Raw genomic sequence first — 13,835 nt, 5'->3', positions numbered from 1 at the left:
GGGCTTATACACCCGTTTATTTTTTTAGCAAAAATTTATTGTTTTTTAACAAAAATCACACATTTTTTGTGTACACTTAGAGTAGATATTGTGTATGGAAGGGGAAGAGGGCATGATTAAATTATTTGTAAGTGATTTAGATGACACGCTCGTTTACGATGTGAATCATATGCAAAAAGAAGATGAACGTGCGCTGTGTTGGTTAGCTGAGAAAGGGACAAATATTTGTTTTGCCTCTGGCCGCTTTACACATAGAATTGATGAAGTTGTAAAAAGGTTTTCATTCCCATATTACACAACAGGCTTAAATGGAGCGACAATGTTACTTCCGGATGGGGATTTATTCCATGAATCGAGTTTTGAAAATACGGTTGCCCAGGAAATATATCGATATATACATAAAAAAGGACTAGCGGATATTGTTTGTGCAAATGAGCAGCGATATACAAAAAGGAAAAATGAACAACACCATAATTTTGAAGCGTATATGGGTGTGCATATCGCTGAAATTGAAGCGTTAGAAGAAGAGTTTGGTAAGACTGTGCACCCTGCAAAATTGTTTGTTTTTGGAGAAGAAGAGAAAATTGTGACGTTAGATCAAGAGCTACGAGATACGTTTCAAGGCGAAGCGGAAGTTTTTATATCAGGTAAACGCTATGTTGATATTATGCCAAGAGGCGTGAGTAAGGGTAGTGCTCTAAAGCGACTAATGGACCATTTGCAAATTGAAGCAAATGAAGTTGCTTGTATTGGAGATTCTTTCAATGATATTTCTATGTTTGAAGTAACCCCGCATTCATTTACTCTTCATCATGCCCATCCATATGTAAAGGAGAAAGCAAATCATATAGTGCGTTCGGTTGAAGAGGCTGTTATGAAATTACCGTTACTTGTATAAAAAAGAAGCCCGTCACTGGCGGGCTTCTTTTTTACTTGAATAAAGATTTAACAAAATCAATGATACTTGAGAAGAAATCTTTCACTTTATCTAGAAAACTTTGTCCTTCTTCAGATCCTAAAAAGGCAGAAACGTGTTCTTTTGCTTTGTTTAATTGACTACCAACTTGATTCCAATCGATATTAAGATTTTTCATTTTATCAAATAACGATACTAAGTTATCTAACTGTTCATCTGTTAATGTAATGCCTAATTGATCAGCAATTTTTTTAATTAATGAACGTAAATCTTCTGTTGTTTTTGGCTGTTCTTTTGCAATTTCTTCTTTAATTTTTGCAACAAGTTGAACTGCTTTTTCTTCACCAATTTTATCACCAAGCTGGGCTGTTTGTACCATTTCTTCATTCGCTACTTTTTTAACTTCTTCAGGAATTTGTTTATTGGACGCAGTTTCATATGCTTTCATTAATCCAGTTAAAGCTGCAGTTCCTGAAACTTTAAAAGGTGCGTTAATTTGAATTTCTGCATCTTTTACACCTGCTGTAATCAAAGCGTTAGTGTACATTGCATCTGTTACCCAGTTAATGTTCTTTGATCGTACAATAAGACCAGATCCTGGTTTAGTGTATGTAATCATAGAAGAAGAAATTGCTCTCGTACCAATTTGTGCTTTTGGAACAATGCCTTCTAGAAATTTATGTTCTTCCGCATTAGATACAGTAATAATTGTAGCATCTTTCGGTGCTTTCATTTCTTTTAACAGATCTTGTTTTTGTTGTTCGGATAAGTTCTCTCCTAGTGTAACAATTGATTCTCCCTCGATGATGTCTGCAAATGAAGCTGTTGGCATCATAAATACCGTTACAGCTAATAGCAGAGCTAATAATTTCGTTCTCACGAAAAATCGCTCCCTTTCTCTTTCTAAAATTTTCGGGCAACAAAGTTATTATAGTATATATTTCTTATTTGTCACCTAGCTTTTTCCACATTTCAAAAAAGAAGTATCTAGATTGTCGGATTCTTTTTGTTTCTAGTCATGAATGTGGTAATATAGTGCTGAGATAGTTGAAAGGAGACATATACATATGAAAACTTTAGGATACATATTAATGGAAAACGGTGAAAAAATCGACTTGGAATTTTTCCCAGAAGAAGCACCGAAAACAGTAGAAAACTTTAAAAAATTAGCAGAGCAAGGATTTTATGATGGTGTTACATTCCACCGTGTTATTCCTGGCTTCGTAAGCCAAGGTGGAGACCCAACAGGTACAGGTGCAGGTGGCCCAGGTTACTCTATTCCATGTGAAACTGATGGAAACCCTCATAGACACCTTGTCGGATCACTTTCTATGGCTCATGCTGGCCGTAACACAGGCGGTAGCCAATTCTTTGTTGTTCATGAGCCACAGCCACATTTAGATGGCGTTCATACTGTATTTGGTAAAGCAACAAGCGGTATTGAAACAGTATTAAAAATGCGTCAAGGCGATGTAATGAAAGAAGTTAAAGTTTGGGAAGAATAAGGTAAGGGAAAAGAGAGCTTTTGCTCTCTTTTTTTACTTTTAAATGGGACGGGGTACTTCTTCTGCAGCTCATCATACAAGTAGTATTGTTGCTAAAATATATTGCTTGTGAGAACAAACCTTTAACAAATTACATAGAATACATTGCATTATATGTTTCAATAAATATTTTTTGTTATATTAATTTTGCTAGAAGTGTGCTGCTTTAGGGTAACTATTAATGAAGTGATATTGAATGATATGTTTCTTTCCATTCCATATAAAATTTTCTTTTTTTAACTCTATTTATTAAAGGAATAGTGCTGAAACATAGATTTGACTTTCTTCTTTTCGCTTTGTATGATTATCAAGTTGTTTTAGGCTCTTCTCACTCTGTTGAAAATATTGTAAAATGAATATGATATGAAAAGAGTGATTGAGGGGATTACTAGTTTGTAACTTTTGTAAGAAGGGATAAGGGTTATGTTAATTCGTTTTAAAAAAAGTTATGAAAAAATTGCAATGGGGCTTCTTTCGTTTATGCCAACTGAAAAAGATGTGAAAACATTACAATTGACAATGAAAGAATATGAAGCAAAAGATGATTGGCAATTGTATTTGTGGAAAGAGAATGAAGATTTTGTTGGAATAATGGGGATTGTAAAAAAAGAGAATCAAGTATTAGAAATTCAGCATTTGAGTGTCAACCCATCTCACCGTCATGTAGGGATTGGGACAAAGATGGTTCAAGAGTTAAAGAGTAAATTTCTTGAGTTTACAATTTGCGGAAATGAGCAAACAGCAAGTTTTTGCGAAAAATGTAAAGGGCTAGAACAAAATATACATTCGTGAAAGCAGGGATAAGTAGTTTATTATCTCTGCTTTCTTTTTTGTAATTGTTCATTTCGTTCAGTAATGACTTCTGTGCGATCACGCATAGTATGCTTGTTTATAATATATTCACTTGGGATAGCATTCAAATCTTTCCAAGGGAGGTTTTGTTTTTGACATAACTCTGTGCACTGCTTCTCTAACGATGGATCTGATAAGGGTAAAAATAAAGGTACAAAACGTTCTTTTTTATGGATAGATTGCAATCTTTCATTGAGCAAGGAAAGAAGTTGTACTTGATTAATTCCTAAACGTTGTAAAGACACACCGCTTTTTTCTAAAATTGTGATTGCGCTTTTCATCATTTTTGTAGAACCATTCCAGTTATCACGTCTTTGGTGGTATAAAGAAACTGCAATTTGAATGAGACCAACTAAGTAATGATCACGATTTCCTCGTGGTTTTGTCTTCCAGTACTCTTCTAGTATTTCGTGGCATTCAAAATAGTCGTAATCTCCTTGGAAATGAATTAAAAATTGTATGTATTCGGTAGGATACATGTTTTCTCGCCCCTATCTAACGGTTATACATATAAGTGTATCATAGAAATATGAACAATAAACGACTAGGAGATTTCCCCCTAGCCGTTATTGTTCATATTAGCAGAAGCAAGCTGCTCCTACAATAATTAGTAAAATAAACAGTACAACAAGTAATGCGAACCCACCGCTAAAACCACAATCAACGTGACCCATAGTTTTTTGACCTCCTACATTGTTCTTACTACACTGTTATCATATGAAGTGGTGGGCATGATGACATAGGCATCGGTCTATTTTTAATTAAATTTCTTAAAAAGGTTGGATAGAACATGAGTATGCTCTATACTTATGTTGTTATAGAAAAAATGTGGTGGGATGCTTTGTGCAATATAATTTTAAAGTAGAGGCTTTTGAAGGGCCTTTAGATCTATTGTTACATTTAATACATCGTTATGAAATTGATATATATAATATTCCTGTAGCAGATATTACAGAGCAATATTTATCTTATGTGCATACGATGAAAGAACTTCAATTAGATGTTGCAAGTGAGTATTTAGTAATGGCCGCAACGTTATTACAAATTAAAAGTAAAATGTTGTTGCCGAAACATGAAGAAGATGTACTTGATAACGGTGATGATTTTATAGATGATCCTCGTCAAGAATTGATGGAGAGGTTAATCGAATATAAGAAATATAAGCAAGTTGCTACTGAGTTAAAAGAAAGAGAACAAGAAAGAGCACAGCTATATACACGTCCACCAATTGACTTTACATCGTTGCAACAAGAAGAGGAGACAAGCTTGCCTCTTGATGTTACGTTATATGATATGCTAGCGGCATTTCAAAAATTAATGCGCCGTAAAAAGGCAAAAAAACCTGTAACAACACGTATTACTCGTCAAGAAATACCAATTGAACAGCGAATGACTGATATTTTAAAGCAGTTAAAAATAAAGGGTGGTCGCCAAAGTTTTTATGATTTATTTGTTGATGATGAACGTGAAATAATGGTCGTAACATTTTTAGCAGTTCTGGAACTTATGAAAAATCAACAAATCATAATTGAGCAAGAACATAATTTTGATGAAATTTTCGTATCAAGCTCTAATAAATCTGCATAGGGCAAGTATGTAAAATTGGGATAAAAACACTTTATCTCATGCTATGTTTTAATGTATCGTTTGGAACAAGAGAAAAAATATTGAACCGAACGCATTGATTGTGATTCGGTTTTTTGATGTGTATTTTTATGGGAAAATAGAAGGAAGGAGCTCGTGAAATGGATAGGAAAGAACAAAAGTCAATTATTGAAGGCCTTTTATTTGTTTCTGGTGATGAAGGGATTTATCCAGAACAAATAGCGAAAGTTCTTGAAATTGAAATGAATGAAGTAATGAATATTTTAGAAGAAATGCAACAAGAATGTGAAGGTGCAAACCGTGGTTTGCAAATTGTACAGTATGCAAAAGTATATCGTTTTGCTACAAAGAAAGAACATGCTTCATATTATCAAAAACTAATAGATACACCAACAGCTGCTTCGCTCTCACAAGCTGCCCTTGAAACGTTAGCGATTGTTGCATATCGTCAACCAATCACAAGGACTGAAATGGAAGAGATTAGAGGAGTTAAAACCGATAAGGCGTTACAAACGTTGGTTTCCCATTTACTTATAAAAGAAATGGGAAGGGCGGAAGGACCAGGGCGTCCTATTTTATACGGAACAACAAAAGAATTTTTGGACACATTTGGATTGAAAACATTAGATGATTTACCCCCGCTTTCTGAAGAGAATGAACAAATGAATGAAGCAGATTTATTCTTCGGTTCCTTACAAGAGATATCGAAATAAAAGCTTAGCATTTTGCTAAGCTTTTTTTGTATATCAATTATTTACAGTGCCATACTAAATGAAAAAAGGAGACGAGTTATGAGAGGTATGCGGATTATTCTATTATTAGTTTCTGTTTTATTATGTTTTTCTTTAAATAGCGCATCAGCTAAAAGGTATATGATGTCCATTCATACTACGTCTCCTTTACATATGCATCGGCAACATCTTAGTAAAATGAAAGTGAGCTTTTTAAAAGTGGGGCAAGGTGATGCAACACTTATCATAATGCCAAACGGACAAACAATGTTAATTGATGGAGGACCTTATGAAGCAGGAGAGGTTATTATTCAGAAATTAATTGAGAAAGGGATTAATCATTTAGATGTAATTGTCAGTACGCATCCCGATATGGATCATATAGGGGGGCTAATTCCAATTGTAGAGCAAATGCCGGTATCGCTTATATTAGATAGCGGAAAAACATATAGTTCTCTTACTTATCATACATATCGGAATAATATTAAAAAAAGAGGGATACCTTTCGTTTCAGTAAAGGAAGGGCAATATATACCGCTGGATCCACATGTTTCTATACAAGTATTAAACAATGGGAAATCAAAAGATGAAAATAATGAATCCTCAATTGTTTTGAAGGTACGATATGGAAAAGCGGATTTTTTATTAATGGGTGACGCGGATGTACGGACAGAACATGAAATATTAAAACAATTTGATGTACATGCAGATGTTTTAAAAGTGGGGCATCACGGCTCGTATACTTCAACAAGTGAAACGTTTATAAAAAAAGTGGAACCGCAGTTTGCTATTCTGTCTTATGGGAGTAGTAATCCGTATGGACATCCTCACCAAAGTGTAGTAAAACGCTTAAAAAGGCACGGTATAATGGTATATAGAACGAATAAACGTACAGTAGAAATAGAAACAGATGGTGAACATGTTATGTTAGAGTCTAGTGGGTTAATGCCATTGTTGAAGTGACTTCTATATTAGGGGTGGATACTGTCCCTTTTTGGAAAAATGAATACTATATATTATAATTATAATGGACGTAAGAAATTTCCTTTTTTGTTGAATAAAAAGGAAATTTCATTAGAATGTATAGACAACTACTCGTGCATATATTAAGATGGAACTAGGCGAATAAGGTAATAATAACAAGTAGGTATTTCATGGGAAAGGATCGATGAAAATGAAAACGCAAATTGTCATCAATGCCAAAATTTACACAGGTCAAGAAATAGTGGAAAACGGATTTATTCGTTACGCAGAAACCATTAAAGAAATTGGTTTGATGGCTCAATATGTACCACAAGAAAATGAAACTGTTTTTGATGCTACAGGGAAGATTGTAATTCCAGGTATGATCGATGTTCATATTCATGGTGGATACGATATTGATGCGATGGATGCAAATAGCGATGGGTTAGTAACTCTAGGTAAAGAAATGTTAAAAGAAGGGGTTACAACTTACTTCCCAACAACAATGACACAAGCTCCAGAGGCAATTGAAGCAGCGCTAACTGCTGCGAAAGAAGCAAAAGAAAAAGGAGCACATTTCGAATATATTCACTTAGAAGGACCTTATGTTTCAAAGAAACGTGCAGGTGCACAACCACTTGAACATATCGTTCCTGCAAATATTGAGCAATTTAAACAATGGCAAGAAGCAAGTGGGAATTTAATTAAATTAGTAACATATGCACCAGAAGAAGAGGGAGCGTTAGAGTTTGAACAATATCTTACTGAAACTGGTGTAGTTGGCACAATGGGGCATACAGATGCAATTGATGCGCAACTAAAAAATAGAAAGATTACACATGCGACACATTTATACAATCAAATGCGTGGATTACATCACCGTGAGCCAGGAGTTGTTGGTCATGTGTTATTAAATCCAGATGTAATGGTTGAAGTAATTACAGATGGTATTCATATTCACCCTGATATGGTGAAATTAGCATATAAGTTAAAAGGACCGAAAAAAGTAAGTGTTATTACTGACGCAATGCGCGCAAAAGGTCTTGAAGATGGATTATATGAGCTTGGCGGACAGCCGGTACATGTAAAAGATGGTAGTGCTCGATTAGAAGATGGAACGTTAGCTGGTAGTATTCTAAAAATGGATCAAGCTTTCCGAAATGTAATTGAATTTACAGGTTGTTCAATCGAAGATGCAGTACTGATGACATCAGTTAACCAAGCAGAAGAGTTTGGATTAAATAATAAAGGTGCATTAGCGGTAGGAAAAGATGCAGACTTTGTTGTGATGAATGAAGATTTACATGTATATGATACGGTTCGTTTAGGAATTCATATGAAGGAAGGGAAGTAATTAAATGAATATTCTTGTTGTAAAAACTCCAGAAGAACTAGCAGAAGCAGGTTATAAATTAATTGAAGAAGTTGTAAAAACAAAAGAAAATCCAACATTAGGAATGGCTACAGGAAGCTCTCCATTAGGTATTTATGCAGAAATGCGAAAAAATAAACTTGATACAAGCCGTGTAACCACTGTAAACTTAGATGAGTACGTAAATTTACCACATGAAGATAAAAACAGCTATCACTATTTCATGCAAGAACAGTTGTTTGATCATCTTCCATTTAAACAAACTTATGTACCAAACGGGATGGCAAGTGATTTAGAGGAAGAATGCAAACGTTACGAGGGCATTCTAGCTGCTAACCCAGTTGACCTACAGATTCTTGGAATCGGTGAAAACGGTCACATCGGATTTAACGAGCCAGGAACACCGTTTAATTCTCCAACGAACATTGTTGAATTAACAGAATCTACACGCCAAGCAAACCTTCGCTTCTTCGAAAAAGAAGAAGATGTGCCAACTCATGCGATTACAATGGGAATTGGAAGCATTATGAAAGCGAAACAAGTTCTACTTGTAGCTATGGGTGCTAAAAAGGCAGAAGCTGTTAAAGAATTATTGCAAGGTGAATATAGTGAAGAGTGTCCGGCTACAGTTTTACAACGTCATCCGAATGTAACCGTAATCGCAGATCAAGAAGCTCTATCTTTATGCAGTGAGGCGATTGCTGATGAACATCGACAAGTATTCACCATTTCCGATCTATTATCAGATTCAAGAGTGGGTGAAACAGCTAATTGAGGACGGCGAATGGAAGCCGGGAGATAAAATCCCATCTGAGAATGAACTTTGTGATAAGTTCGAAGTGAGTCGTATGACAATCAGACAGGCGATTAATAATTTAGTGGAACAAGGCTATTTATATCGGAAGCGTGGAATTGGAACATTTGTCCAACTTCCGAAAGTGGAACAAAAATTGCAAGGAATGACGGGATTCACAGAAGACATGATTTCTCGTGGGATGAACCCAAGTAGTCAATTACTTAGTTTCCGCCTAGTTCCAGCTACTGCTAAAATAGCAGACCGGTTGAGAATACAGGAGGGGGAATCGGTTTATGAAGTGAGGCGTATTCGCTTAGCTGATGATGAACCGATTGCTTTTGAGACGACATATTTGTCGCCAGCTCTTGTAAAAGATATTAACGAAGAGATATTGCAACAATCTTTATATGAACATTTAGAGAAAAAACTGGGCTTTAAACTTGTTAGCGCTACTCAGTCAATTGAAGCTTCTGTTGCAACGGAAAATGAAGCTGAACATCTGCATATTCCTAAAAAGGCGCCTGTACTTGTAATGCGTCAATGGTCATATTCAGAAGGTGAGATACCGCTAGAGTACGTGAAATGTATTTATCGTGGAGATCGTTATAAATTTATTACGAATATTGCACGTAACAAATAGTATATTTCAGTTTGTGAAGTACAGTGGAAATGAAAATGGATAACATGTAAAGAAATAAAAATACGACTCATCCTTATAAGGAATGAGTCGTATTTTTATTATGAGCAATTACGTGGTTAACAGCATCTTTGACGTGATTTACTACATAGTGAGCGTGTTTTTTCACTGTATCATCGGCTTGCGACATAGCAAAACTGTGAGGAGTTAAAGAAAACATAGGAATATCATTGTAAGAATCCCCTATACAAGCAATTTCCTCAGGTTTTATTTGAAACTCATTTAATAAAACAGAAATGGCAGAGCCTTTACTAACATTCGGTGGCATTACATCTAAACATTGTTCTGCTGAGATGAAAGTACTAACTTTCCCGTGGAATTTTTCATCAATTTTTTTCTGAAGGAGTTGTAAGCTCTCCTTTGTTCCACCGACAGAAATTTTATTTGGGAAAATTGTATCATCAATCTTCTGTAGTAAGTTTGGTTCTTCAACAGAAGTCATTGTTACTTGTTGTTCAAGTTCTTGAATAAAAGGTGTTTTCTCTTCAATGTAATAATTATGCTCATCACTTACATAACGGAAATAAGGATTTTCATTCGTCATAGCTAACAAATCGGGAAGTATGCTGGAATCAAAAGTTGCAGATAATAGTTGTTTATTTTCATGTGTATATACAAAAACACCATTTACACTAATACGATGAAAATTTGTATTTACAGCTTTCATTAAGTCTGCAATTTCATTATCAAGTCTTCCGGAAGCGAAGCAAAGAATAACATTTTGCTCGGCGAGGCTGCGTAGTGCCGCAACATCTTGCTCATCAATAAGACCTCCGTGTTGCATCATTGTACCATCGATATCACTTACAAACATTTTAATCATGTTGTTATCTCCTTTCTATGTACAGTTGCTCTTACATTATACGCATCATATATAAACATGTCTAAAAAATGAATTTTTATTAAATGGCAGATGTTTTACATTGACGACAAAGAAGAATATTCTGTAACATAAAAGTAGGCTATTTAAGTACGAGGGTGGTGTTATATGAATAATTATCTAGAAATTAAAAAAGTTTTAAATAATAATGTCATCATTGCTAGCCATCCTGAACACGAGGAAGTAGTAGTGATTGGTAAAGGAATTGGATTTGGGAAAAAAGCGAAAGATGTATTGGAGCAAGAACAAATCGAAAAAATGTTTGTCTTAAAAAATGAACGTGATCGTGAACAATATAAATTATTAGTGCCGCATGTTAGTGAAAAATTAATTGAATTGATGAACGATATTATGCTGTACATTCAAGAAAAAGCAAAATCTCCACTAAATGAACATATTCATATTGCGTTAACAGATCATATTTCATTTGCAATTAAAAGGTTAAAACAAGGACTTACAATTGATAATCCTTTTTTAGTTGAAACAAAAATGCTCTATCCAGAGGAATATGAAATTGCTGAAGGTGTTGTAGAACTTTTAAATTCTCGTTTGCAAATTACATTGCCAGAAGGAGAAATTGGTTTTATTGCACTTCACATTTACAGTTCGCTTACAAATTCTGATTTATCTTCAGTTAATCAAAACTCCCGTCTCATTGCACAACTTGTATCTTTAATTGAGACAAACTTACAAATTACATTAGATCAAGAGAGCATTCATTATTTACGCCTTATTCGTCATCTTCAATATGCTATTGAGAGGGTGAAAAAAGGAGAAAAAGTAGAGGAATCGCAAAGTTTTGCTGATTTATTAAAGGCGGAGTATCCAGTTTGCTATAACGTGGCTTGGAAGCTAGTTAAGGTCATGCAAAAAGAGTTGCAACTACCTGTATATGAAGCTGAAAGTATTTATTTAACGATGCACTTGCAACGCTTAGTAAAGGCAGAGCATGTGTAAAAAGTCATATATTTTTGTCTAAAATGAAAACGTTAAAAAAAATGATTGAATCGCTTACAATAGTTATGTATAATAACTATTGCAAAGTTATACAAATTTCGACAAACAGATTAAGGAGAGTAACGAAAACGTTTGCCTTAATTATAGTGAACTTATACGTAAACCTATTTTTGACACGTGTTACTGATTCGATCAGGCATGAGTGGAGAAAAGTAAGGAATGTAAGCTAGAGAAAGGGATATACTACCCTTTGTATAGCTATCGTTCTATCTTTTTTTCCTCATGTCTTTTTGGCGTTTGTCGGAAGGTATCAATATAGATAAGAGAGGAAGGGTTTCCATGTTTAAGAAGATCTTTGGTGTTCTTCAAAAAGTCGGAAAAGCGTTAATGCTTCCAGTAGCGATTTTACCGGCGGCAGGTATTTTACTTGGATTTGGTAATGCATTTCAAAATCCACAGTTAACAAATGTTATTCCTGCTTTAAAAGCAGATTGGTTCGTAATGGTTGCAAAAATTATGGAACAATCTGGTGATATTATTTTCGCTAACCTTGCATTATTATTCGCAGTTGGGGTAGCAATTGGTTTAGCTGGTGGAGACGGAGTAGCTGGTTTAGCAGCATTCGTCGGCTACTTAATTATGAACAAAACGATGAGTGTGTTCTTAGAAGTAGATAAGCTAGTGAAAGTAACAAGTTCTGGAGCAGACCCAGTAAAAATTGGATTTGCAGATCCAGCGTATGCAAACGTATTAGGTATTCCGACGCTACAAACAGGGGTATTTGGTGGTATTATCGTCGGTATAGTAGCGGCATATTGCTATAATAAATACTTCAACATTGAATTACCATCATACTTAGGTTTCTTTGCAGGTAAGCGTTTCGTACCGATCGCAACTGCAACATTCTCTTTAATAGTAGGTATTATCATGTGCTTCGTTTGGCCATACATTCAAGGTGGCTTAAACACGTTCTCACATCAAATGATTGATGCGAATAGAACAATCGCAGCATTTATATTCGGTTTAATTGAACGTTCATTAATTCCATTTGGACTACACCACATTTTTTATTCACCGTTCTGGTTCGAATTCGGTCAGTATACAAATGCAGCTGGCGAATTAATCCGTGGTGACCAAAAAATCTTTATGGCACAGTTAAAAGACGGTGTAGAATTAACGGCAGGTACATTTACAACTGGTAAGTATCCGTTCATGATGTTCGGTCTTCCAGCAGCAGCTTTAGCAATGTATCATGAAGCACGTCCAGAAAATAAAAAATTAGCAGCAGGTATTTTAGGTTCTGCAGCATTAACATCTTTCTTAACAGGTATTACAGAGCCACTTGAATTTTCATTCTTATTCGTAGCGCCAGTATTATTCGGAATTCATGCTGTATTTGCTGGTCTATCATTTATGACAATGCAAATTTTAGGTGTTAAAATTGGTATGACATTCTCTGGTGGTTTAATTGACTTCCTATTATTCGGTGTATTACCAGGCCGTACAGCATGGTGGTGGGTAATTATTGTTGGTCTTGTACTAGCAGTTATTTACTACTTCGGATTCCGCTTTGCAATCCGTAAATGGAATCTAAAAACACCTGGTCGTGAAGAGGCAAATGCGAATGACGGTGCAGGAAAAGCAGAAGCAGGCGAACTTCCTCGTGAAGTATTAGTAGCACTTGGTGGTAAAGAAAACATTGCTTCTTTAGATGCTTGTATTACTCGTTTACGTGTTCAAGTTAACGAACAAAAGAATGTAAACAAAGACCGCTTAAAAGAACTTGGAGCAGCTGGTGTACTTGAAGTTGGAAATAACATTCAAGCTATTTTCGGACCGAAATCTGACACGTTAAAATCACAAATTCATGATATTATGTCAGGTCGTACACCTCATGTTGAAAAAGAAGAACCTGTAAAAGTGGAAGAAACTCCTCAAAAAGTTGATGAAAATGAAACAATTGTATCACCAATTGAAGGGAAAATATTACCAATTACAGAAGTACCTGACCAAGTATTCTCAGGAAAAATGATGGGAGATGGATTTGCAATTGAGCCAACTGAAGGAACAGTAGTTTCTCCAGTTAACGGTGAGATCGTTAATGTATTCCCTACAAAACATGCGATTGGTATTCAATCTGAAGGCGGAAAAGAAATTTTGATCCACTTCGGTATTGATACTGTAAAATTAAATGGTGAAGGTTTTGAAGCGCTTGTAGCACAAGGCGACAAGGTGAAACAAGGCCAACCATTATTAAAAGTAGATCTTGCATTTGTAAAAGAAAATGCACCATCTATCATTACACCAATTGTCTTTACAAACTTACAACAAGGGCAACAAGTCGAATTGAAAAAAGATGGAAATGTTAAGAAGGGCGAAACCGCTATTATTGACATTCAGTAGGAATTTGACGCAAAATGTTTATAATTATAATAGGCGATGTGGTTGACCGAACATCGCCTATTATATACAATAGATGATGTAGTACTCACGTCTATACAACTAAAAAAATACTGTAATTT

Annotated in this window: 15 protein-coding genes; 11 read left to right on the top strand and 4 right to left on the bottom strand. The window is 35.2% G+C overall.

The genetic code is table 11. The features are described 5' to 3' along the window. The first annotated feature begins 94 nt into the window (after positions 1–94). On the top strand, positions 95–898 hold the full coding sequence (locus tag CN409_RS15215; protein WP_141527707.1) for a Cof-type HAD-IIB family hydrolase: 804 nt from the start codon (positions 95–97) through the stop codon (positions 896–898). A 31-nt stretch (positions 899–929) separates the two neighbouring features. Here the strand turns inward: CN409_RS15215 and CN409_RS15210 are convergent, their stop codons facing one another. Beyond that, the gene (locus CN409_RS15210; RefSeq protein ID WP_001259343.1) at positions 930–1,796 is read right to left on the bottom strand and encodes a DUF1002 domain-containing protein; all 867 of its coding nucleotides are present in this window, start codon (positions 1,794–1,796) and stop codon (positions 930–932) included. A gap of 187 nt (positions 1,797–1,983) precedes the next feature. On the opposite strand from CN409_RS15210, the gene CN409_RS15205 reads away from it, so the two are divergent. Both CN409_RS15205 and ribT read left to right on the top strand, forming a co-directional pair. Further along, the gene (locus CN409_RS15205; protein ID WP_000853784.1) at positions 1,984–2,421 is read left to right on the top strand and encodes a peptidylprolyl isomerase; all 438 of its coding nucleotides are present in this window, start codon (positions 1,984–1,986) and stop codon (positions 2,419–2,421) included. A 462-nt stretch (positions 2,422–2,883) separates the two neighbouring features. Next, complete coding sequence (gene ribT / locus CN409_RS15200) at positions 2,884–3,252, top strand: GNAT family N-acetyltransferase RibT (protein ID WP_000908401.1); 369 nt, start codon at positions 2,884–2,886, stop codon at positions 3,250–3,252. Positions 3,253–3,272: 20 nt separating this feature from the next. Here the strand turns inward: ribT and CN409_RS15195 are convergent, their stop codons facing one another. Both CN409_RS15195 and CN409_RS15190 read right to left on the bottom strand, forming a co-directional pair. Continuing rightward, entirely contained in the window at positions 3,273–3,791 is a 519-nt protein-coding gene (locus tag CN409_RS15195) for a DUF309 domain-containing protein (RefSeq protein WP_000283612.1), read from the bottom strand. 99 nt (positions 3,792–3,890) lie between these two features. Then, on the bottom strand, positions 3,891–3,986 hold the full coding sequence (locus tag CN409_RS15190) for a YjcZ family sporulation protein (protein ID WP_000510194.1): 96 nt from the start codon (positions 3,984–3,986) through the stop codon (positions 3,891–3,893). A 169-nt stretch (positions 3,987–4,155) separates the two neighbouring features. Here CN409_RS15190 and scpA point away from each other — a divergent pair, with 169 nt between their 5' ends. The 6 genes from scpA (at position 4,156) to CN409_RS15155 (ending at position 9,419) form a co-directional block, all read left to right on the top strand. Continuing rightward, on the top strand, positions 4,156–4,899 hold the full coding sequence (scpA, locus tag CN409_RS15185; RefSeq protein ID WP_001199753.1) for a segregation/condensation protein A: 744 nt from the start codon (positions 4,156–4,158) through the stop codon (positions 4,897–4,899). Positions 4,900–5,057: 158 nt separating this feature from the next. Continuing rightward, positions 5,058–5,630, top strand: a complete 573-nt coding sequence (gene scpB, locus CN409_RS15175; protein WP_000375173.1) for a segregation/condensation protein ScpB — start codon at positions 5,058–5,060, stop codon at positions 5,628–5,630. A gap of 78 nt (positions 5,631–5,708) precedes the next feature. Continuing rightward, on the top strand, positions 5,709–6,611 hold the full coding sequence (locus CN409_RS15170) for a ComEC/Rec2 family competence protein (RefSeq protein ID WP_001214828.1): 903 nt from the start codon (positions 5,709–5,711) through the stop codon (positions 6,609–6,611). Positions 6,612–6,822: 211 nt separating this feature from the next. Further along, positions 6,823–7,965, top strand: coding sequence for an N-acetylglucosamine-6-phosphate deacetylase (gene nagA / locus CN409_RS15165; protein ID WP_002082222.1), 1,143 nt, complete (start codon positions 6,823–6,825; stop codon positions 7,963–7,965). A gap of 4 nt (positions 7,966–7,969) precedes the next feature. Continuing rightward, complete coding sequence (gene nagB, locus CN409_RS15160; RefSeq protein ID WP_016077280.1) at positions 7,970–8,758, top strand: glucosamine-6-phosphate deaminase; 789 nt, start codon at positions 7,970–7,972, stop codon at positions 8,756–8,758. Beyond that, the gene (locus CN409_RS15155; protein WP_014894892.1) at positions 8,688–9,419 is read left to right on the top strand and encodes a GntR family transcriptional regulator; all 732 of its coding nucleotides are present in this window, start codon (positions 8,688–8,690) and stop codon (positions 9,417–9,419) included. Before nagB ends, CN409_RS15155 begins: the two co-directional genes overlap by 71 nt. Before the next feature lie 73 nt (positions 9,420–9,492). On the opposite strand, the gene CN409_RS15150 is transcribed toward CN409_RS15155, so the two are convergent. After that, positions 9,493–10,299 carry a Cof-type HAD-IIB family hydrolase gene (locus CN409_RS15150; RefSeq protein ID WP_086390505.1) on the bottom strand — a complete coding sequence of 269 codons (807 nt, stop codon included), beginning with the start codon at positions 10,297–10,299 and terminating at the stop codon, positions 9,493–9,495. A gap of 165 nt (positions 10,300–10,464) precedes the next feature. Here CN409_RS15150 and glcT point away from each other — a divergent pair, with 165 nt between their 5' ends. Next, entirely contained in the window at positions 10,465–11,313 is an 849-nt protein-coding gene (glcT, locus tag CN409_RS15145; RefSeq protein WP_001067323.1) for a glucose PTS transporter transcription antiterminator GlcT, read from the top strand. A gap of 339 nt (positions 11,314–11,652) precedes the next feature. Next, positions 11,653–13,716 (top strand): PTS glucose transporter subunit IIABC, encoded by a 2,064-nt coding sequence (gene ptsG / locus CN409_RS15140; RefSeq protein WP_000473176.1) that lies wholly within the window; start codon positions 11,653–11,655, stop codon positions 13,714–13,716. The last annotated feature ends 119 nt before the right edge of the window (positions 13,717–13,835 follow it).

The organism is Bacillus sp. AFS012607 (assembly GCF_002558005.1).
Lineage (GTDB): Bacteria > Bacillota > Bacilli > Bacillales > Bacillaceae_G > Bacillus_A > Bacillus_A thuringiensis_S.
The sequence above is the reverse complement of the archived record's forward strand: the minus strand, read 5'-3'. Positions and strand labels throughout refer to the sequence as shown.

What these genes read in the sequence shown, in the direction of transcription:
- CN409_RS15215 (WP_141527707.1), top strand. Translation starts at nt 95, where the DNA reads ATGGAAGGGGAAGAGGGCATGATTAAATTATTTGTAAGTGATTTAGAT.
- CN409_RS15205 (WP_000853784.1), top strand. Translation starts at nt 1,984, where the DNA reads ATGAAAACTTTAGGATACATATTAATGGAAAACGGTGAAAAAATCGAC.
- ribT (WP_000908401.1), top strand. Translation starts at nt 2,884, where the DNA reads ATGTTAATTCGTTTTAAAAAAAGTTATGAAAAAATTGCAATGGGGCTT.
- CN409_RS15195 (WP_000283612.1), bottom strand. Translation starts at nt 3,791, where the DNA reads ATGTATCCTACCGAATACATACAATTTTTAATTCATTTCCAAGGAGAT.
- CN409_RS15190 (WP_000510194.1), bottom strand. Translation starts at nt 3,986, where the DNA reads ATGGGTCACGTTGATTGTGGTTTTAGCGGTGGGTTCGCATTACTTGTT.
- scpB (WP_000375173.1), top strand. Translation starts at nt 5,058, where the DNA reads ATGGATAGGAAAGAACAAAAGTCAATTATTGAAGGCCTTTTATTTGTT.
- CN409_RS15170 (WP_001214828.1), top strand. Translation starts at nt 5,709, where the DNA reads ATGAGAGGTATGCGGATTATTCTATTATTAGTTTCTGTTTTATTATGT.
- nagA (WP_002082222.1), top strand. Translation starts at nt 6,823, where the DNA reads ATGAAAACGCAAATTGTCATCAATGCCAAAATTTACACAGGTCAAGAA.
- nagB (WP_016077280.1), top strand. Translation starts at nt 7,970, where the DNA reads ATGAATATTCTTGTTGTAAAAACTCCAGAAGAACTAGCAGAAGCAGGT.
- CN409_RS15155 (WP_014894892.1), top strand. Translation starts at nt 8,688, where the DNA reads ATGAACATCGACAAGTATTCACCATTTCCGATCTATTATCAGATTCAA.
- CN409_RS15150 (WP_086390505.1), bottom strand. Translation starts at nt 10,299, where the DNA reads ATGATTAAAATGTTTGTAAGTGATATCGATGGTACAATGATGCAACAC.
- glcT (WP_001067323.1), top strand. Translation starts at nt 10,465, where the DNA reads ATGAATAATTATCTAGAAATTAAAAAAGTTTTAAATAATAATGTCATC.
- ptsG (WP_000473176.1), top strand. Translation starts at nt 11,653, where the DNA reads ATGTTTAAGAAGATCTTTGGTGTTCTTCAAAAAGTCGGAAAAGCGTTA.